The organism is Jatrophihabitans sp. sgz311053, assembly GCF_056135305.1.
Genome location: NZ_JBWAXP010000001.1, coordinates 1,621,335 through 1,640,817 on the forward strand (window position 1 = coordinate 1,621,335; position 19,483 = coordinate 1,640,817).

Sequence of the window (19,483 nt, forward strand, 5' to 3'; positions counted from 1 at the left end):
CCCACCGAGCAAGGAGCAGACGATCATGACCGCTACCACCGACACCACCGCCGACGCCGCGACCACCACGCTGGCCGTGCTGCGCTCGGTCCTGCAGGAGAAGTTCCACGTCCCCGAGGCCGACATCGACCTCGGGCGCAGCCTCCACGAGCACGACCTCGATTCGCTGGACGTCGTGGAGCTCGCCGACATCGTCGAGCAGGAGCTCGGCGCCCGGGTCACCGACGACGAGCTCTCCGAGGCGGGTGCGCTGTCGGCCGTCGTCGAGCTGATCGCCGGCCGCATCGCTGCCGCGGGCTGATGTCGGCCGCCCCGGTCGCGGTGACCGGCATCGGGATGTACACCCCGGCCGGGGCGACCACCGCTGAGTGTTGGACGAACGTGCTCGCCGGCCGGTCCACGGCCCGGACCGACCCGGCGCTGGCCGGGCTCCCGGTCGACTTCAGCGCCCGGGTGCCCGTCGAGCCGGACGAGCTGCTGGATCCGCGTCAGGCTCGCCGGATGGATCGCTTCACCCAGTTCGCCGTCGTCGCCGCTCGCGAGGCGGTGCGGGACGCCGGACTCGACCCGAAGGCGTGGGACGGGGCCCGGGTCGGCATCGTCCTCGGCTGCGCCGACGGCGGCCCCGGCACCGTGGAGCGGCAGCACCGCGTCCTGGTCGAGGAGCGAGCCACCCTCGTCTCGGCCCTGCTGCTGCCCATGCAGCTGCCCAACATGTGCGCCGGCCAGGTCGCCATCGACCTCGGCATCCGGGGCCCCAGCCGTGTCATCGCCACCGCCTGCGCCTCCGGGACCGATGCCATCGGCCTGGCGCGCGACCTGCTGCTGCTCGATCGCTGCGACATCGTGCTGGCCGGTGGCACCGACGCCATGATCACCCCGTTGGTGATGACCGGGTTCGCCCGCATGGGCGCGCTCTCGGGTCGCTCCGACGATCCCGGCACCGCCTCGCGCCCCTTCGACCGTCACCGTGACGGTTTCGTCGCCGGCGAGGGCGCGACCGTCCTCGTCCTGGAACGCCGTGCCGATGCGACCGCGCGCCGCGCGCGGGTCCGCAGCCTGGTCGCCGGCTACGGTGCGAGCACCGACGCCCACCACATCACCTCGCCGGAGCCCGCCGGCACCGGCATCGAGCTCGCGCTGCGGCGCGCCCTCGACGATGCCGGTGTCGGGACGGCAGAGGTCCAGCACGTGAACGCCCACGGCACCTCGACCCGGCTCAACGACGCCGTCGAGGCCGCGCTGGTCGCACGATCCATGCCACACGGACCGGTCGTCAGCTCGACCAAGGGCGTCACCGGCCACCTCTTCGGCGCCGCCGGCGCCGCCGAGGCCGCCTTCGCCTGCCTCAGCGTCGAGCATGCGCTCGTCCCGCCCACGGCCAACCTCGTCGACGCCGATGTCGAGGCCGAGGTCAACATCGCCACCGCGCCCGTCACCGGTCGGGTCGACGTCGCCGTCAGCAACTCGCTCGGCTTCGGGGGGCACAACGCAGTGCTGGTGGTGACCGCAGCATGACCGCCCACACCGCCGATCGCGCCGACACCGACGCCCTGCTGCACGAGGCTGCCGCCGCCGCGGTCGCCGCGGCCGGCCGGCCCGCGGTGCCCCGGGAGGAGCCCGAACCGCCACGCCGCCCGGCTGCCGAGCGGGTGACCGCGCTGCTCGACGCCGGCACCTTCCTCGAGCTCGGCAGCGGTGCCAAGCATCAGAGCACCGCCTTCGACCTGCACCACAAGCGACCTGCCGGTGACGGCGTGATCACCGGGATCGGGGCGGTCGACGGCCGCACCGTCGCGCTCTTCGCGCAGTCGGCGGCCGCGCTGGGCGGCTCGTTGGGCGAGACCCATGCCGCCAAGATCCGCCGCACCTGCGAGTGGGCGGAGCGGTCGCGCTCGCCGGTCGTCGGTCTCCTGGACTCCGGCGGCGCCCGTATCCAGGAGGGCACCGGCGCGCTGGACGGCTACGGCTCGATCTTCCGAGCCAACGTGGCACTAAGCGGTCGCGTGCCCCAGGTGTCGGTCGTCCTCGGCCCCTGTGCCGGCGGGGCGGTCTACTCGCCCGCGCTCACCGACATCGTGATCATGCAGCGTTCCCGCGCGCAGATGTTCCTCACCGGACCGAAGGTGGTCAAGGCCGTCACCGCCGAGGACATCACCGCCGACGAGCTCGGCGGCAGCGATGTCCATGCCCGTCGCTCGGGCGTGGTCCACCTCGAGGCCGACGACGAGGACGCCGCGATCGCCCTCGCTCGCCGGGTGCTGAGCTACCTGCCCTCCTCGTGCTGGGACGAGCTCCCGCTCGCGGTGCCGGGGGAGGCCCTGGCGATGCCGGCGGTGCCGGGGGACCCGCGCAAGGTCTACGACGTCTGCGGTGTCATCGACGGTGTCGTCGACCGCGGGAGCTTCCTGCAGTTGCAGCCCCGCTTCGCGCGCAACATCGTCATCGGGTTCGCCCGCGTCCGGGGCTGTCCGGTCGGCGTGGTGGCCAACCAACCGCAGCGGATGGCCGGCACGCTCGACATCCGCGCCGCGGAGAAGGCGGCACGCTTCGTCCGTCTCTGCGACGCCTTCGGACTGCCGCTGGTGACCCTGGTCGACACACCCGGCTTCCTGCCCGGCACGGCGCAGGAGTACGACGGCGTGATCCGCAAGGGAGCCAAGCTGCTCTACGCCTTCGCCGAGGCGACCGTGCCGCGGGTGACCGTGGTGCTGCGCAAGGCCTACGGCGGCGCCTACATCGTCATGAACTCCAAGTCGCTGGGCGCCGACGCGGTCTTCGCCTGGCCCGGCGCCGAGCTGGCGGTGATGGGGGTCGACGGCGCGGTCGACATCATCTTCCGTCGCGAGCTGGCCGCCGATCCGTCCCGGCGCGACGAGCTCGTCCAGCGCTACCGGGAGCAGGCCGTCGCACCGACGGTGGCGGCCGAACGCATGTCGGTCGACGAGATCATCGAGCCTTCCCGTACCCGCGACGTCGTGGCGCGGACGCTGGCGAGCCTCGCCTCGGGGAGCCCACCCCGCTTCCGGCACGACAACCTGCCGCAGTAGCGACGCCGACGGCGCCCGGCGCACCCCACCGATCAGTCCGGTGTCAGGCGCCGATCAGCCCCGGTCGTCAGGCTCGCGGCGAGGCCTCGACCTCGCCCGGCAGCCCCGGAACCGTCCGCCAATTCCCACCTTCGACGCCTCCGCAACCTTCGCCGTCCTCGCCCAGGAGCCCGCCATGCAGATGAACGCGCCCGCACCGTCTTCCGACGGGGAGCCGCCGTCGGCCGCCCCCGTCGCCACGCTGCCCGACCGGCTGGCCTTCGACCGGTCGCACGTCAAGGAGACCGGCAACCGCTTCGCCGAGCTGAACGCCCTGGTGCGTGCGGAGGGCCTGCTCGACCTGCGGCCCGGCCGGTACGTGCTCAAGCTCGTGGTGAACACCGCCATGATCATCGCCGGACTCGCGGCGTTCTTCACCCTCGGCGCGTCGTGGTGGCAGCTCTTCGTCGCCGTCTGGATGGGGCTCTGCGGGGGGCAGAGCGCGTTCCTGTGGCACGACGCCGCGCACAAGGCCATGTTCCGGGACAAGCGGCTGGCCACCGCCGTCGGCCGGGTGCACGCGAACCTGATCAACGGCGTGAGCTACGAGTGGTGGGTCAACCACCACAATCGCCACCACAGCTTCCCCAACCACCTGGAGAACGACCCGGACATCGGCCGCCGGACCGTGATCTTCCACGTCTCGCAGTACGCGAAGCGCAGCCGCCGCGGCAAGTTCATCGTCCGTCACCAGCGGGTGCTCTTCTTCGTGCTCCTCGTCTTCGAGGGTCTCAAGCTCCACAAGATCGGCTACAAGGCGGCGAAGGCCGGCCTGGTCAAGCATCCGCGCACCGAGGTCGCCCTTCTCGTCGCCCACGCCGCGATCTTCCTCGGCTGCGTCTTCTGGATCCTGACCCCGCTGCAGGCCGTGGCCTTCGTCTTCGTCCAGCAGGCCGTGCTCGGCGTCTACTTCGGCATGATCTTCGCCCCGAACCACAAGGGGATGCCGGTCCGCTCGGACGAGGAGACGCTCGACTGGCTCGACCGGCAGGTCCTCACCTCGCGCAACATCACGCCGTCGCCGCTGGTGGACTTCCTCTTCGGCGGTCTGAACTACCAGGTGGAGCACCACCTCTTCCCGACCATGCCGCAGATGAACCTCGGCCGGACGCGACTGATCGTCCGCGACTTCTGCGAGCGCAAGCAGATCCCGTACTACGAGGTCGGCTTCGTGCAGTCCTACCGGGAGGTGGCCGACTACCTCCTCGAGGTCACCGAGGACGTCCGCGGCAGCCTCGAGCCGGCCGGCCGCTGAGCTCGACCCCCGCCACACCGCCAGTCCCCGCCGTCCCGTTCCCACACCCCGAACCGGAGATCCCGTCATGATCGACACGACCACCTCGTCGGCCGGCGGTGTCACACCGCGCGGCGACACCCCGCCCGCCGGCGGCGAGCTGCGCGGCTCGCTGACCACGCCTCGCATCGTGCTCCTCGTCGTCGCGGCCGCGGCGCCCCTGGCCGCGGTCGTCGGCACGGTCCCGCTGGCCTTCGCACTCGGTAACGGTGTCGGCGTCCCCGGCATGTTCCTCTTCGCAGGCCTGGTACTGCTCTGCTTCGCGGTGGGTTACGCCGCCATGAGTCGCCGCATCGTCAACGCCGGTGGCTTCTACACCTATCTCTCGCTCGGCCTGGGCCGACCCGTCGCGCTGGCCGGCGGCTTCGCCGCCGTGGTGGCCTACAACGCTGCCGCCATCGGTCTGCTGGGCGCCTTCGGGTACTTCGCCCACATCACGGCCCTGTCGCACGGGCTGGACGTGCCGTGGGAGGTGTGGTCGGGCGGCGCGGTACTGCTGCTGGGCGTCCTGGCCTACCGCCAGATCGACCTCTCGGCTCGCGTGCTCGCCGCCCTGATGGTCGCCGAGATCGGCGTCCTGGTCGTCGTGGACGTCGCCGTCCTCGCCAAGGGCGGCGGCCACACCCTGCCGCTCAACTCGATCTCGCCGGACAACGTCTTCAGCGGGGCGGTGGGCGTCACCATGATGTTCGCCTTCATGTCCTTCATCGGCTTCGAGTCCGCGGCGCTCTACGGCGAGGAGACCAAGAACCCGCGGCGCAGCGTGCCGCTGGCCACCTACCTGTCGGTGATCGTCATCGCCGGCTTCTACGCGCTCACCAGCTGGGTGGCGGTCGGCGCCACCGGTGAGGACCGGCTCCGCGAGGTCGCCGGGACGCAGCTGGGTGACCTCTTCTTCTCGATCAGCACCCGGTACGTCTCGTCCGACTTCACGACGGTGATGCAGGTGCTGCTCTGCACCAGCCTGCTCGCGGCCACCCTCGCGCTGCACAACGCTGCCAACCGGTACACCTTCGTGCTGGGCCGCGAGCGCGTGCTCCCGGCGTGGTTCGGGCAGGCCCATCCGCGCCATCACTCGCCGCATCGGACCGCGATCGTCCACCTGGTGGTCATGGTCGTGGTCGCCGGCGCCTTCGCGCTCGCCGGGCTCGACCCATACACCAGCCTCGCCACGACGCTGCTCGGTCTCGGCACCCTGGGGATCGTGCTGCTGCAGGCCGCGGCGGGCTTCGCCGTGGTCGGCTTCTTCTGGCGCCGTCCCGACCGTTCGCTGCTCAAGACGGTGCTGGCGCCGCTCGTCGGCGCCGTCGGCCTCAGCATCGCCGCCGGACTGCTGGTCGACAAGTTCGACCTGCTCACCGGGACCACCAACCCGGTGATCAACGCGCTGCCGTGGGTCTTCGTGGCGACGACGGTGCTCGGAGTGGTTTATGCCGCGGTACTGCGCCGGACCCGGCCGGAGCGCTACGCCGAGCTCGCCGCCTCACCGCAGCCCGAGCAGGAGGTCGCCGCGGTCGAGTCGCCGGTGGCCGCGGGCTCTCCGGTCTGACGGCTGACCGCCTGCGGGCGCCTGCCTGGCGCGGCCCGTCCGACCGCCGCCGGTACTGTCGCGGGAAAGGTCGCAGGCGGGAGAGGTCACGTCAGGAATGGTGGACAAGGGATCCGAGCCGCGGTTCTCGATCGTCAGCGCGGTGTACGACGTGGCGCGCTACCTGCCGGACTACATCCGCTCGATCGAGGCACAGACCTTCCCGCTCGACCGGGTGCAGGTCGTGGTCGTGGACGACGGCTCGCGGGACGACTCGCTGGCCGTCCTGCGGGCTTGGCAGCAGCGGCGGCCCGAGCTGGTGACGGTGCTGAGCAAGGACAACGGCGGGCAGGGCTCGGCGCGCAACCTCGGCACGACACACGCCACGGGGGAGTGGATCACGTACCTCGACCCGGACGATCTGGTGGCGCCGGACTACCTCGCCGTGGTGGACGCCGCCCTGAGCCGGGACCCCGACGTCTCCCTCGTCGCCACCCACCGCATCCTGCTCGACGACGCGACGGGGGCAGAGCGTGACGAGCACCCGCTGCGGCGGATGTTCGACGGGGATCGGGTCGTCGACCTCGACCTGGCGCCGGACTTCTTCCACGGCTCGGCGCCGGCGGCCTTCTTCCGGACCGCCGTCCTGCGCGAGCACGATATTGCCTTCGACGACCGGATCCGACCCAACTTCGAGGACGGCCACTTCTGCTCGCGCTACCTGCTGCGGGCCGGCGTCTCGCGGGTCGCCTTCCTCAAGTCCGCGCGCTACCTCTATCGCAAGCGGGCGGACAGCTCGTCGACGCTGCAGACCAGCCTGCTGGATCCGGCGCGCTACCGGGTCGTGCCGCGACACGGCTACCTGGCACTGCTGCGGGAGTCGGCGACGGCGGACGGGTACGCGCCGGAGTGGCTGCAGAACTTCGTGCTCTACGAGCTGTCGTACTACTTCGGAGCCGAGGCGGCGATGAGCGCGTCGCCCACCGCAGCCAGGGGAGCGGTCGGCGCCGAGTTCGTCCGGACATTGCGTGAGATCGCGCAATTACTCGATCCGCAGGTCGTGGCGGCCTTCGCGGTGCGCCGCTTCGACTCGGTGTGGCGGGACATCTTGCTTCACCTCACCGACGACGACTGGGTGGCCGGGTACGCCGCCGTCACCGGTTACGACGCTCGTAAGAAGCTGGTGCGCGTCGGCTACCGCTACCGCGGGACCCCGCCCACCGAGCAGTTCGTCTCCGACGGCCGGCCGGTCGACGTGGTCCACGGCAAGGTGCGGGTCCACGAGTACTTCGGCAGCGTCCTGATAAACGAGCGCATCGCCTGGGTGCCCGTCCGCGGCGCGGTGCGGTTGCGACTGAACGGCACCGCGGTCGTGATGCGGGGGGAGTGGCCCGAGCCCGAGCGCACCTCGGTACGTCCCTACACCCTGCGCACCTGGACCGGCGCGACGAAGACGGCGGCGCTGGCGACGAAGGACGAGAGCCTGGTGCGCCTCGCGCGGAGCCGGCTGGTGCGACGCACCTTCGCCGACGCGTGGGTCATCATGGACCGCATCCCCGCCGCGGACGACAACGGCGAGCGGCTGTTCCGCTATCTGCGCGACGAGCGCAAGGACATCAACGCCTGGTTCGTCCTGGACGAGAACAGCCCGGACTGGCGTCGGTTGAAGGACGACGGCTACGACCATCTCGTCGCCCACGGCTCCACCCGCTGGAAGCTGCTCATGCTCAACTGCCGGCACTTCGTGGCGTCCCACACCGAGGCAGCGGTCCGCAAGCCCGCGGAGATCCTGCGGCTGACCCGCCCCACCTGGAGCTTCACGTTCCTGCAGCACGGCGTGATCAAGGACGACCTGTCGCGGTGGCTCAACAGCAAGGCCATCGACGTCTTCGTGACGAGCACGCAGGACGAGTACGACTCGATCGCCGGTGACGGCACCGGGTACGTCTACACCGACAAGGAGGTCGTGCTCTCCGGCCTGCCCCGTTTCGACCGGCTGCGCTCACTGTCCCGGCCGGTCGCCGAGCGGGATCTCGTCCTCGTCTGCCCCACCTGGCGGATCTGGCTCAGCCCGCGCGAGGCCGACGACCAACCCCGCACCGTGGTCGACGACTTCGTCGAGACGGACTACGCCCGGCACTGGCTGGCATTCCTGCGTGACGAGCGGATCCGCGACGCGCTGGCCGCGCGCGGACTGCGGCTGGGCTTCCTGCCGCATCCCAACATCCAGCCCGTCCTCGGCCGGCTGGACCTGCCGTCGTGGGTGGAGCCGCTGACCTACGCCGGCACGGACATCCAGCAGCTGCTCGCGCGGACGGCGCTGATGGTCACCGACTACTCGTCGCAGGCCTTCAACGCCGGATACCTCGACGCCCCGGTCGTGTACTACCAGTTCGACGCCGAGACCGTCTTCGGCGGCGGCCACGTCGGGGTCAAGGGCTACTACGACTACGCCCGCGACGGTTTCGGTCCGGTGACCACGACCTTGGACGACACCGTCGCGGCCGTCACGCGGATCGCCGCCGATCCGTCCTACTCGGCCGGACCCGACTACGACGGTCGTGCCGCCCGCGCCTTCCCGACCCGTGACGGTCGCTGCTGCGAGCGCGTGGTCGCCGCCATCGAGCAGCTCGACGCGAAGTCCTGACCGCGGACGATCCGGGGGACGACGAGGCCCGGACACCGAGCGGTGTCCGGGCCCCGGTACAGCGTGAGGTCAGTCCTGCAGACCCTTGAGTTCCTTCTCGAGCGCCTCTGCCTTCTTCTCGTGCGCCTGCGCCTCGGCCTGCGCCTCGTTGGCCTCGGTCTCCTCCTGGCCCTTGCTCTGCTGGGCCTCGCCCTCGGCCTGGAGCTTCTCGTCGTCGACCGCGTCGCCGACGGTGCTCTTGACCGCTCCCTTGATCGTCTCGCCGATACCCATCAGTTCGCCGCCTCCTTGACCTTCTGCGCCGAGGCCTGCTGGGACTCGGCTGCCTTCGCCTTGGCCCGATGCCCCTCGGCCTCGGCCTGCGCCTTCACGGCCTTCAGCTTCTCGGTGCCCATCTCCTGCCGGATCTGACCGGCCTTGGTCAGCCGCTCGCGGTCCAGGACGGTGCCCACGAGTTCCTGGCCGAGACCGACGACCTTGTCGATCAGTCCGGCCGCGTTCTTGGGGTCGATGCGCGGGATCTGCACGTAATCCACTCCTTGTTGAGTAGTCAGTCGAATCGTCAGTCGAATCGTCGGATGGACGGTCGAGAGCCGGATCGCGCGACGTCGCGACGACGCCTCGTCTCTTCGCCTACCCGCGTTGCACGGGCGGCGGGCCGAACAGTGGCGCGGCGCACGTCCATCGGCAATCGCCAGGCCGACTCTGCGACCATCGCCGCTATGGACGCCGCGCCGCACGGGAGATCGCGGGCTCGCCTGGTGCCGCGGAGCAGGTGGGGAGGCGTCGTCGCGGTCCTGGCCTGGGCCGTGCTGCTGGTCATGGGGTGGTTCCTGCGTGACAGCCGTGATCCGACCCGCTTCGACGCTGACGTCCACAGCTGGCTCTTCGCCCACACGGGGACAGGCTTCAGCCAGGTGACGCTGGCGCTCTCCGAACCGGCACTCAGCATCGGCCTCTGCGCGGTGGTCGTGATCGGGGCCGCCCTCGTCGGCCGGTGGGACCTCGCCGTCCTCGGCGTCGTCGGCCCGGCTGCCGGCCTGGTCCTCGAGTCCCACGTTCTCAAGCCCGGTTTCGACCGGCTGTACGGCGCGGTGGAGGTGGCCTCCGGTGGAGCGGTCAAGGCCGGCTACGCCTATCCCAGCGGCCACCAGACGGGGCTCGTCTGCGCGCTCATGCTGCTGCTGATCCCGCTGCTGGCGAGCGGGGCGGCGGCCAAGGTCAAGCTGGCCGCCGGCCTCCTGGTCGCCGTCTGGAGCGCATTCGCCGCCGTCGGGCTGGTCCGCAACGACTACCACTACGCCACCGACACCCTCGGCGGTACCTGTCTCGGCGTCGGCGTGATGCTGACGATCGCGCTGGGGCTCGATCTGGTCGGACCGCGCCTCAGTTCACCTGCCGCTCGCGGCCGGACCAGAACTGCTCGCGCAGCTTGAACTTCTGCAGCTTGCCGGTCGCCGTGCGGGGCAGCTCGTCGACGAAGTCCACCCGCTTGGGGCACTTGTAGCCGGCCAGCACGGTGCGACAGTGCGTGATGAGGGCGTCGGCCGACACCTCCGAGCCGTCGGTGACGACGAGGGCGGTCACCAGCTCGCCCCACTTCTCGTCCGGGATGCCGATGACGGCGACCTCCCTGACCGCCGGGTGGGACATGAGGGCGTCCTCCACCTCGATGGACGAGACGTTCTCCCCGCCGCTGATGATGACGTCCTTCTTGCGGTCCGAGATCGTCAGGTAGCCGTCGTCGAAGCTGCCGCCGTCGCCGGTGTGGAACCAGTTGCCGGCCTGCGCCTCGGCCGTCGCGTCGGGCTGCTCCCAGTAGCCGTCCAGATTGTGGTTGGACTGCGTCAGCACCTCGCCGTCGTTGTCGATCATGACCCGGACGCCGAGGGCCGGCGTCCCGGCGCGGCCGAGGCGGCGGGCCCGCTCGTGGGTGTCGAGCTCGTCCCATTCGGCCCGCTGCCGGTTGACGGTGACGAGCGGGGAGGTCTCGGTGAGGCCGTAGATCTGGATGAACTCCCAGCCCAGCTCGTCCAGGACGCGTTCGATCGTTCGGGTGGGCGGCGGGGCGCCGGCGGCGATGATGCGGAGCCGGTCGCGACCGGGGATCTCGCCGGACCAGTCGGGCGCGGCGTCGAGGGCGGCCGCGATGACCGCCGGCGCCGCGCACATCACGGTGACGCCGTGCCGGTCGATCCGTCGCAGGATCTCGGTGCCGTCGACCTTGCGCAGGATGACGTGCTTGGCCCCGACGCCGGTCATGGCGAAGGGCATACCCCAGCCGTTGGCGTGGAACTGCGGCAGCGTGTGCAGGTAGACGTCCCGGTCGCTCGCGGTGACGTGGAGGCCGAAGACGGTGGCGTTGAGCCAGTTGTTGCGGTGGGTCAGCTGCACGCCCTTGGGGCGTGCGGTGGTGCCGGAGGTGTAGTTGATGGTGGCGGTGGCGGCCTCGTCCGGCTCCCGCCACGGCGCCGGTGCCACACCGGGCAGGTACAGGTCGTCGTCGTCGCCCAGGACGAACTTGTGCGTCACGTCCAGGTCGGCGAGGACGTCTCGGTGCGCCGGATCGACGTAGACCACGTCGGCGCCGCTGTGCCCGACGATGTAGCGGATCTCGGCGTGGCTGAGGCGGAAGTTGATCGGGACGAGGACGCGGCCGTAGCCGGAGACACCGTAGAAGGATGTCAGCAGCCGCGCGGAGTTCTCGCTGACGAAGGCGACCCGGCCGCCTTCGCCGACGCCGAGCGAGTCCAACTTGGCCGCCTGCGCCGCGGCCAGCTCGGCCATCCGGCGGTAGCTGAGCTCGCCGAGGCTCGGCGCGGGCTGGTCGGGCTCGTCGACGACGCCGATGCGATCGGGATAGGTGGTGACGGCGCGATCGATGAAGTCGCGGACGGTCAAGGGGTAGTACACGCGAGAGCCTCCCGGCGGTGGACGGTCTGCAACCGATCACACCATCGGGAGGCTCTCGTGGGAACCCGCGACGAACTGTCGAGGCTCAGGCGACCTTCTTGCGCACCTGCTTGAGCTGCTGCTGGGTGGCCTTGTTGGCCTGCTTGAACTGCTTCTTCGCCGTCTTCTTGGCCGCCCGGCGAGTCTGCTTGGCCTTCTTCTCGGCGATGGTGCTGGCGTCGTCGTACCAGTCCGCGGCGGCGGTGCGGGCCTGCTTGGCGGCGTCCTTGGCGACAACACGGGCGCGGTCGGCGACGACCGGAGCCGTCTCGCGAGCCTGCCGGCCGAGGTCCTTGGCGCGGTCGGTGACGGCCGGGGCGTACTCGCCGTAGAGCTCGGTGGCGGTGCCGCGGGCGCGGTCGGCGGCGTCCTTGGCACGGTCGGCCACGACCGGCGCGTACTGGTCGTAGAGATCCACCGCGGTGTCGCGGGCCTGCTTCGCTCGTTCGGCGACGACCGGAGCGACGGTCTCGTAGACGTCCTCGGCCTTCGCCCGGGCGCGCTCGGCCTGCTTGGCGACGACCGGCGCCAGCTCGTCACGCTTGTCGGCCAGCCGCTTGGCGGCGTCCTCCGAGGCCTGCAGCGCCCGCTTGCCGGCGTCGGACTTCGTGGCCTTCTTCTGCGCCTTCTTCAGCGCCTTGCTGGCCTTCTTGTTGAGATCCTGCTGCCGGTGACGGGCGAGCTCCAACGCCTCGGCGCCGGACTTGCGCGCGGCCTTACGGGCCTTGCGACGCTGGCGACGGCTGAGCTTCTCGTGGACGGTCGCGCTGAGCTCGACCTTCTTGTCGTGCGCCGGGGACAGCACCCCGTCGGCCACGAGGCCGACACCGATGCCGAGCATCCAGACGTCCTTGGCGATCGGTAGGCCCTGCTGGGTCGGCCGGAACTTGTCGTCGTGCATGCCCGGCGTGTTGACGTAGATGTTGAGCAGCGACGCGGAGAAGCCCGCGAGGGCGGCGCCGGCGATCACCGGCGAGACGACCGGGGCCAGCAGCGCACCGCCAACGGCGAGCTCGCCGACGGCGACGCCCTTGACGAACAGCTTCGGATCGATCTTGCCGAGGAACCCGTAGGTGCCGCTGGCCAGACCGTGCAGCTGCGTCGCGGTCTCCTCGTCCGCGCTCAACTTCCCGATGCCGGAGTTGAGGATGAAGGCGCCCGTGACGGCGCGCAGCGGAGCACGACGCACCTTGGCGGCGAGGCTCATATGGGTTTCCTCCTGAGAACTGGCGGTCCTGATTTGGTCCTCATACCCACGAGGGCAGCCACATATGCGCGTGCCACACGTCGTAGGTCAACAGGCCACCGGTGAAGAGCGGCCACATCCAGGCGAAATCCGCGACGACCAGCGCGAGGTAACCCGCCAGCGCCGCCGTCCCCCACGTGCGACGCCGCCGCGCAGCGAGGACCCGATCGGCGGGACCGGGGCGGACGGCGGGGCCGAGCACCACCCCCAGGGCCAGGGTCAGCCCGATGACCAGGAACGGGACCAGCGGGGCCATGTAGAAGAGGAACATGGTGCGGTCCAGATTCTGGAACCAGACCAGCCAGCCGGCGGCGAAGGCGAACCAGATCGCGCCGGCGCGCCAGTCGCGGGTGGTGAGCCAGTGCCAGGCCAGCCACAACAGCATGGGTACGAAGGCCCACCACAGCAGCGGCGTCCCGATCAGCAGCACCGCCCGCGAGCAGGACGACGCACCGCAGCCGCTCTGCGAGCCGTCGTAGTAGAAGCTCACCGGGCGGCCGAGCACCAGCCAGGACCACGGGTTGGACTGGTAGGCGTGCGGGCTGTCCAGCCCCTCGTGGAAGCGGTAGGCGTTGAGGTGGTAGTCGCCCAGCGACCTGATCGGCCCCGGTACCCACCCCCAGTTGAAGGGGATGACGCCCAGCAGCTTGGCCGAGGTGCCGTGGCTGTCGGCCCAGTGCCGGTTCCAGGCGTTCTCGCCGGTGAACCATCCCAGCCAGGTGAAGAGGTAGGCCGCGACCGGAGCCGCCAGCAGCGAGCCGAGACCGGGCAACACCGCCCGGCGCAGCCAACTGCGCAGCGGCCGCCGCACCCCGGCGGACTTCAACGCGGCGCGGTCCCAGACCAGCGACATGATCGCGAAGATGAGGAAGAACGACAGCGCCGACCATTTCACGCCACAGGCCAGCCCCAGCAGCACCCCGCCGAGCAGCCGCCACGGCCGGGGGCCGAGGCTCGGCACGCCGCCCTGGCTGAGGTCCGCGCCGTCGGCGACGAGCTCGCCGAGGCGAGCCCGCATCCGGTCCCGATCGACGACGAGGGCGGCGAAGGCCGCGATGACGAAGAACTGCAGGAAGATGTCCAGGATCGCGGTGCGCGAGAGCACCAGCGAGAGCCCCTCGAGCGCCATCAGCACGCCGGCGATACCGCCGAAGAGGGTCGAGCGCATCATCCGCCGGACGGTGCGCGCCACGATGACGACCGCGAGCGTGCCGACGATCGCCGGCGCTATCCGCCAGCCGAGGGAGTTGGTGAGGTTCTCGGTCGAGTCCCGCCCGCCCAGCAGCCACTCCGACGCTGCGATGAGCCACTTCCCCAGTGGCGGGTGGACGATGAACATGTAGCCGCGGTTGTCCTCGTAGCCGTAGCGCAGGATCTCCTGGGCCTCGACGGCGTAGTAGACCTCGTCGAACTGCATGCCGTTCTTGGGGATCGCGTTGAGACCGGGCGGCGAACCGAGCGCCCAGAACCGCGTCAGCCCGGCGAGCAGGGCGACGACGGCCGTCATCAGCCAGCCGAGGCCCGGCCTCGGGTCGTGCCAGGCGGCGAGCGGTCCGGGTACGGGGCGCCGCGGCCGTGGTGCCGGGGCCGCCGGCGGCTCACCCGCGCCGTCCGCGGGAGCCTCGAGGGTCGCCGTCACGCGCTCGATAGTAGGGGCTGCCCGCTGGGGGAATAGGGTGCGCGCCATGGTCGAGCCGGGACGGGTGCTGCTGGCCGCGACGCCGCTGGGCCGCCCCGGCGACGCCTCGGCGCGGCTGCGGGACGCGCTCGCCGTCACGGCGGTGATCGCCGCCGAGGACACCCGGCGGCTGCAGCGGCTCTGCCGAGACCTCGAGGTCACCCCGACGGGGCGGATCGTCTCCTTCTTCGACGGCAACGAGACCGGCCGGGTGCCCCAGCTGCTCGAGCTGCTGCGGGGCGGTGCCGATGTGCTGGTGGTGACCGACGCGGGCATGCCTTCGGTCTCCGACCCCGGTTACCGCCTCGTCTCGGCCGCCGTCGCCGACGAGATCGAGGTGACCTGCCTGCCCGGCCCCTCCGCGGTGACGACCGCGCTGGCCGTCTCCGGGCTGCCGGTGGACCGCTTCTGCTTCGAGGGCTTCCTGCCGCGCAAGTCCGGGGACCGGCGCCGCGCGCTGGACGCACTGGCCGCCGAACGCCGCACCCTGGTCTTCTTCGAGGCGCCGCACCGGACGGCCGAGGCCCTGGCCGACCTGCGCGCCGCCTTCGGCGCGGACCGCCGCGCCGCGGTCTGCCGCGAGCTCACCAAGACCCACGAGGAGGTCGTCCGGGGCAGCCTGGCCGACCTCGCCGACTGGGCGACCGGCGAGGTCCGCGGGGAGATCACCCTCGTCGTGGCCGGCGCCCCGGAGCGGGAGGTCGACGCCACGCCGGACGACCTCGCCGCGGCCGTCGCCGTCCGCGAGCGCGCCGGGGTGTCACGCAAGGACGCCATCGCCGACGTGGCCCGGGACACCGGGCTGCGCAAGCGGGATGTCTACGCCGCTGTCGTCGCGGCGAAGAACGGCTGAGGTCGCCTCACTACGCTTGACCCGTGACCGACCATATCCTCACCGCCGTCGCGTGGCCGTATGCCAACGGCCCGCGCCACATCGGACATGTCGCCGGCTTCGGCGTCCCGTCCGACGTCTTCAGCCGCTACCAGCGGATGGCGGGGAACAAGGTGCTGATGGTCAGCGGTACCGACGAGCACGGCACGCCGATCCAGGTGCAGGCCGACAACGAGGGCGTCAGCGCCCGCGAGCTGGCCGACCGCAACGCGCTGGTCATCGCCAAGGATCTGCAGAACCTGGGGCTCAGCTACGACCTCTTCACCCGGACGACCACGCGCAACCACTACGCGGTCGTCCAGGAGCTCTTCCTGGGCCTGCTCAAGAACGGCTACATCTTCCCGCAGACCCAGCTCGGCGCGGTGAGCCCCTCCACCGGGCGGACGTTGCCCGATCGCTACATCGAGGGCGAGTGCCCGATCTGCCACTACCCGTCGGCCCGCGGGGACCAGTGCGACAACTGCGGCAACCAGCTCGATCCGGTCGACCTCATCAACCCCACGAGCCGTATCAACGGCGAGACGCCGAAGTTCGTCGAGACCGAGCACTACTTCCTGGACCTCCCGGCCTTCGGTGAGGTGCTGGCCGACTGGCTGAAGAAGCAGGACCACTGGCGCCCCAACGTGCAGCGGTTCAGCCTCAACCTGCTCGACGACCTCAAGCCCCGCGCGATCACCCGCGACCTGGAATGGGGCGTGCCGATCCCGCTGGACGCCTGGCGTGACCGCTCGGACAAGAAGATCTACGTCTGGTTCGACGCCGTCATCGGCTACCTCTCGGCCTCCATCGAGTGGGCGCAGCGCAGCGGCGACCCGGAGGCCTGGCGAGCCTGGTGGCAGAACCCGGAGGCCCGCGCCTACTACTTCATGGGCAAGGACAACATCGTCTTCCACAGCGAGATCTGGCCGGCGATGCTCTTCGGCTACTCGGGGATCGGCGCTAAGGGCGGCGAGCCGGGGTCGCTGGGAGCCTTGGACCGACCCCACGAGGTCGTCTCCAGCGAGTTCCTCACCATGGAGGGGAAGAAGTTCTCCTCCTCGCGGGGCGTCGTCATCTACGTGGGCGACGTGCTCTCGCGCTACGACGCCGACGCGCTGCGCTACTACCTCGCCGTCGCCGGACCGGAGAACCAGGACACCGACTTCACCTGGGCCGAGTTCGTCCGCCGCAACAACGACGAGCTCGTCGGTGGCTGGGGCAACCTGGTGAACCGCACCATCTCGATGACGGCCAAGAACCTCGGCGCGATCCCGGCGCCGGGGGAGCTGACCGACGCCGACCACGCGCTGCTGGCGACCTCGCGCAATGCCTTCGCCTCCATCGGCGAGTTGCTGGCGCGCTCCCGGCAGAAGGCTGCCGTCGGCGAGGCCATGGGCATCGTCAGCGCTGCCAACAAGTACCTGTCCGACATGGAGCCCTGGAAGCTGAAGAACGCCGACCCCGAGCGGATGGCCTCCGTCCTGCACGTGGCGCTGCAGGTGGTGGACGACGCCAAGACGCTGCTGACGCCGTTCCTGCCCTCCTCCTCGACGAAGATCCACGCGTTGCTGCGCGGTGAGGAGCGCTGGGCCGGGATGCCTGAGCTCGTCGAGGTGGACGAGCCCACCGCGGCGGGCTCGCCGAGCTACTCGGTGCTCACCGGGGACTACGACACCGGCGCCCGCTGGGAGTCGCGGCCGATCGAGGTGGGACGGCCGCTGGCCGCACCGACGCCGGTCTTCACCAAGCTCGACCCCAAGGTCGTGGCCGAGGAGCTCGAGCGCCTTGCCCCCGCGGACTGACCAGCCGCCGCCCTCCCCGGAGCCGCTGCGCACGCCCGTCCTGGACGCTCACACGCACCTGGACGCGATGGCGCAGCGGGCAGGGCTCGCGCCCGACGCCGCCTTCGTCGCGACGCAGATGGCCGCGGCGCGCGAGGTGGGCGTCGTCGCGGCCGTCACGGTGGGGGACACGGTGGCCTCCTCGCGGTGGTGCGTCGCCGCCGCCGACGGCCATCCCGACGTCTACGCCGCCGTCGCGGTGCATCCGACGGAGGTCGCGGACCTCGACGAGGACGGCTATGCCGAGCTGGAGCGGCTCGCCGGGCACCCCAAAGTCGTCGCCGTCGGCGAGACCGGGCTGGACTACTACTGGGACCGCACCGAGCCGGCTGACCAGCAGCGGCACTTCCGACGGCACATCGAGCTGGCCAAGGCCACCGGACTGCCGCTGATGATCCACGACCGGGAGGCCCACGCCGACGTGCTGCGCATCCTGCGGGAGGAGGGACCGCCGGCGCAGGTGGTCTTCCATGCCTTCTCCGGTGACGCGGCCATGGCGCGGGAGTGCGTCGCGGCGGGGTACGTGCTCTCCTTCCCCGGCGTGGTGACCTTCCGCAACGCGCCGGAGCTGCGTGAGGCTGCGGGGGTCGTACCGGCCGAGCACCTGCTGGTGGAGACCGACGCGCCGTTCCTGACCCCGCATCCGCACCGGGGCCGCCCCAACGCGCCCCGGTTGCTACCCCTGACGCTGCGGGGTCTGGCGGCCGCCGGCGGGCACGACCCCGATGCACTCGCCGCCGTGATGGCGGCCACGGCCGAGCGCGTGTTCGGGATCACGACGCGCTGATACGGCGTCCAATGTGAGGTGAGTCACAAAAGTCGCCGACGGGCAACTGTTAGGCACGCGCCGTGCGTCTGAAGAGTGCTGCCCGAGGGCTGCACCCGTCGCAACGGCGAACTGCTCCAAGCCCCGCGACCGGGGCGCGTCGCGTCACTGTCTCAAGTGCCGCTCGAACCTTGCCGGACACGGTGCGTCACCGGAAGCGTTGCCGGTCGGCTTCGAGCGCAAACATGCCGCGAATCACGCGAAACGGACAGATCGCCGGCATGGGGTTTTGGACTCGGTCGTGGGCTCTCGTTACGTTGTCGTGACCAACGAGCCGGGCTAACGGATGCCCGACATCCACGGGAGTGAGTACGTGCGTCGCAGTCTCAAGTACGGCCTGTACGGGGCGGTCCTCGCGGGCATCGTCGGCGGAACCGCCGCCTTCGCCACCGCGGGCGGGACCCCCGTGACGCTGGTGGTGGACGGCAAGAGCCGCACCGTCGACGCCCAAGCCGACAACGTGCGCGGTGTCCTGGCCGACGCCGGCTACAAGATCAACGCGCACGACCTCGTCGCGCCGAGCCCCGACACCGCGATCAAGGACGGCACCAAGATCGTCCTGAAACAGGGCCGGCTGCTGAAGCTGGTCGTGGACGGCAAGCCGCGCAGCGTCTGGACCACGGCGCCCACCGTCGCGCAGGCGCTCTCCGCGCTGGGCTACTCGCAGGCGAACTTCGTCTCGGTCTCCCGTTCCAAGCGCCTCCCGGTGGACGCGACCACGTCGATCGTCATGCGCGCGCCCAAGGACGTCGCCGTGATCCACGACAAGCGCACCGCCGACGCGGTCTCCACCGCGAGCACGGTCCGCGACCTGCTGGTCAACCTCGACATCACCCTCGGCGCGGAGGACCGCGTCACGCCGGCCCTGGACACCCCGCTCACCGACGGGCTGCGCGTCCGGGTGCAGCGGGTCGAGACCAAGCAGGTGGTGCGGAGCGAGAGCGTCGACTTCACCGTCAACCGCGTCAGCGACAAGTCGATGTACAAGGGCGAGTCGCAGGTGGTGCGCAAGGGGCGCGAAGGCGCCGAGCGGGTCACCTACTCGATCGTCTACGTCGACGGCAAGCGCACGTCGAGCAAAGTGCTCTCCCGGACCACGACGCGCGAGGCGCGCGAGCAGGTGGTCAAGTACGGCACCAAGGTGCGCAAGCTGCAGAACAACGGCCTGAACTGGGACGCCATGGCCCAGTGCGAGGCCGGCGGCAACTGGCACATCAACACCGGCAACGGCTTCTACGGCGGCCTGCAGTTCGACTCCGGCACCTGGCTGGCCAACGGTGGCGGCAAGTACGCCCCGCGCGCCGACCTCGCCAGCCGTGAGGAGCAGATCGACATCGCGACCAAGCTCTACAACAGCCGCGGCTCCAGCCCGTGGCCCGTCTGTGGCGCACGGCTGTAAGTCCGGTCCCAAAGATCATTCCGGCGGGACCAGGGTCCCTGCGCCCTGCCGCCGGCGGTCCGTTACTGTTTCGTGACCGACCACCCCCACTGACGACAGAGCTCGAGGAGCC

Annotated in this window: 16 protein-coding genes; 11 read left to right on the top strand and 5 right to left on the bottom strand. The window is 70.9% G+C overall.

What is annotated here, in order from left to right; translation table 11 throughout:
* Window positions 1-25 precede the first annotated feature (25 nt).
* The 6 genes from AC0NZQ_RS07195 to AC0NZQ_RS07220 all read left to right on the top strand — a co-directional run bounded on the left by AC0NZQ_RS07195 (window position 26) and on the right by AC0NZQ_RS07220 (window position 8,558).
* Complete coding sequence (locus AC0NZQ_RS07195) at window positions 26-301, top strand: acyl carrier protein (RefSeq protein ID WP_474529002.1); 276 nt, start codon at window positions 26-28, stop codon at window positions 299-301.
* Window positions 301-1,518: a beta-ketoacyl-[acyl-carrier-protein] synthase family protein gene (locus tag AC0NZQ_RS07200; RefSeq protein ID WP_474529004.1), complete on the top strand. Its 1,218-nt coding sequence runs from the start codon at window positions 301-303 to the stop codon at window positions 1,516-1,518. The genes AC0NZQ_RS07195 and AC0NZQ_RS07200 overlap by 1 nt, the downstream gene beginning before the upstream one ends.
* Window positions 1,515-3,050 carry an acyl-CoA carboxylase subunit beta gene (locus AC0NZQ_RS07205; RefSeq protein WP_474529005.1) on the top strand — a complete coding sequence of 512 codons (1,536 nt, stop codon included), beginning with the start codon at window positions 1,515-1,517 and terminating at the stop codon, window positions 3,048-3,050. Before AC0NZQ_RS07200 ends, AC0NZQ_RS07205 begins: the two co-directional genes overlap by 4 nt.
* A 40-nt stretch (window positions 3,051-3,090) precedes the next feature.
* Window positions 3,091-4,344, top strand: a complete 1,254-nt coding sequence (locus AC0NZQ_RS07210; RefSeq protein ID WP_474529006.1) for a fatty acid desaturase family protein — start codon at window positions 3,091-3,093, stop codon at window positions 4,342-4,344.
* Between the two features lie 67 nt (window positions 4,345-4,411).
* Complete coding sequence (locus AC0NZQ_RS07215; RefSeq protein ID WP_474529007.1) at window positions 4,412-5,932, top strand: APC family permease; 1,521 nt, start codon at window positions 4,412-4,414, stop codon at window positions 5,930-5,932.
* Window positions 5,933-6,029: 97 nt separating this feature from the next.
* On the top strand, window positions 6,030-8,558 hold the full coding sequence (locus AC0NZQ_RS07220; protein ID WP_474529008.1) for a bifunctional glycosyltransferase/CDP-glycerol:glycerophosphate glycerophosphotransferase: 2,529 nt from the start codon (window positions 6,030-6,032) through the stop codon (window positions 8,556-8,558).
* Between the two features lie 69 nt (window positions 8,559-8,627).
* Here the strand turns inward: AC0NZQ_RS07220 and AC0NZQ_RS07225 are convergent, their stop codons facing one another.
* Both AC0NZQ_RS07225 and AC0NZQ_RS07230 read right to left on the bottom strand, forming a co-directional pair.
* Complete coding sequence (locus tag AC0NZQ_RS07225) at window positions 8,628-8,831, bottom strand: CsbD family protein (RefSeq protein ID WP_474529009.1); 204 nt, start codon at window positions 8,829-8,831, stop codon at window positions 8,628-8,630.
* Window positions 8,831-9,085 carry a hypothetical protein gene (locus AC0NZQ_RS07230; protein WP_474529010.1) on the bottom strand — a complete coding sequence of 85 codons (255 nt, stop codon included), beginning with the start codon at window positions 9,083-9,085 and terminating at the stop codon, window positions 8,831-8,833. The genes AC0NZQ_RS07225 and AC0NZQ_RS07230 overlap by 1 nt, the downstream gene beginning before the upstream one ends.
* A gap of 234 nt (window positions 9,086-9,319) precedes the next feature.
* Between AC0NZQ_RS07230 and AC0NZQ_RS07235 the strand changes: the two genes are divergently transcribed.
* Window positions 9,320-9,994 (top strand): phosphatase PAP2 family protein, encoded by a 675-nt coding sequence (locus AC0NZQ_RS07235; RefSeq protein WP_474529011.1) that lies wholly within the window; start codon window positions 9,320-9,322, stop codon window positions 9,992-9,994.
* On the opposite strand, the gene AC0NZQ_RS07240 is transcribed toward AC0NZQ_RS07235, so the two are convergent.
* From AC0NZQ_RS07240 to AC0NZQ_RS07250, 3 genes are all read right to left on the bottom strand, one after another.
* Entirely contained in the window at window positions 9,945-11,471 is a 1,527-nt protein-coding gene (locus AC0NZQ_RS07240; protein WP_474529012.1) for an AMP-binding protein, read from the bottom strand. The genes AC0NZQ_RS07235 and AC0NZQ_RS07240 overlap by 50 nt on opposite strands.
* Window positions 11,472-11,556: 85 nt before the next feature.
* The gene (locus AC0NZQ_RS07245) at window positions 11,557-12,717 is read right to left on the bottom strand and encodes a hypothetical protein (RefSeq protein WP_474529013.1); all 1,161 of its coding nucleotides are present in this window, start codon (window positions 12,715-12,717) and stop codon (window positions 11,557-11,559) included.
* Window positions 12,718-12,757: 40 nt separating this feature from the next.
* Complete coding sequence (locus AC0NZQ_RS07250; RefSeq protein ID WP_474529015.1) at window positions 12,758-14,395, bottom strand: dolichyl-phosphate-mannose--protein mannosyltransferase; 1,638 nt, start codon at window positions 14,393-14,395, stop codon at window positions 12,758-12,760.
* A 46-nt stretch (window positions 14,396-14,441) separates the two neighbouring features.
* Between AC0NZQ_RS07250 and rsmI the strand changes: the two genes are divergently transcribed.
* From rsmI to AC0NZQ_RS07270, 4 genes are all read left to right on the top strand, one after another.
* Window positions 14,442-15,287 carry a 16S rRNA (cytidine(1402)-2'-O)-methyltransferase gene (gene rsmI, locus AC0NZQ_RS07255; protein WP_474529016.1) on the top strand — a complete coding sequence of 282 codons (846 nt, stop codon included), beginning with the start codon at window positions 14,442-14,444 and terminating at the stop codon, window positions 15,285-15,287.
* A gap of 23 nt (window positions 15,288-15,310) precedes the next feature.
* On the top strand, window positions 15,311-17,107 hold the full coding sequence (gene metG, locus AC0NZQ_RS07260) for a methionine--tRNA ligase (RefSeq protein WP_474529017.1): 1,797 nt from the start codon (window positions 15,311-15,313) through the stop codon (window positions 17,105-17,107).
* Entirely contained in the window at window positions 17,091-17,933 is an 843-nt protein-coding gene (locus AC0NZQ_RS07265; RefSeq protein WP_474529018.1) for a TatD family hydrolase, read from the top strand. Before metG ends, AC0NZQ_RS07265 begins: the two co-directional genes overlap by 17 nt.
* A gap of 352 nt (window positions 17,934-18,285) precedes the next feature.
* Complete coding sequence (locus AC0NZQ_RS07270; protein ID WP_474529019.1) at window positions 18,286-19,371, top strand: transglycosylase family protein; 1,086 nt, start codon at window positions 18,286-18,288, stop codon at window positions 19,369-19,371.
* The last annotated feature ends 112 nt before the right edge of the window (window positions 19,372-19,483 follow it).

Coding starts and splice junctions, on each gene's coding strand:
- AC0NZQ_RS07195 (WP_474529002.1), top strand. CDS start 26: ATGACCGCTACCACCGACACCACCGCCGACGCCGCGACCACCACGCTG.
- AC0NZQ_RS07200 (WP_474529004.1), top strand. CDS start 301: ATGTCGGCCGCCCCGGTCGCGGTGACCGGCATCGGGATGTACACCCCG.
- AC0NZQ_RS07205 (WP_474529005.1), top strand. CDS start 1,515: ATGACCGCCCACACCGCCGATCGCGCCGACACCGACGCCCTGCTGCAC.
- AC0NZQ_RS07220 (WP_474529008.1), top strand. CDS start 6,030: ATGGTGGACAAGGGATCCGAGCCGCGGTTCTCGATCGTCAGCGCGGTG.
- AC0NZQ_RS07215 (WP_474529007.1), top strand. CDS start 4,412: ATGATCGACACGACCACCTCGTCGGCCGGCGGTGTCACACCGCGCGGC.
- rsmI (WP_474529016.1), top strand. CDS start 14,442: ATGGTCGAGCCGGGACGGGTGCTGCTGGCCGCGACGCCGCTGGGCCGC.
- AC0NZQ_RS07225 (WP_474529009.1), bottom strand. CDS start 8,831: ATGGGTATCGGCGAGACGATCAAGGGAGCGGTCAAGAGCACCGTCGGC.
- AC0NZQ_RS07245 (WP_474529013.1), bottom strand. CDS start 12,717: ATGAGCCTCGCCGCCAAGGTGCGTCGTGCTCCGCTGCGCGCCGTCACG.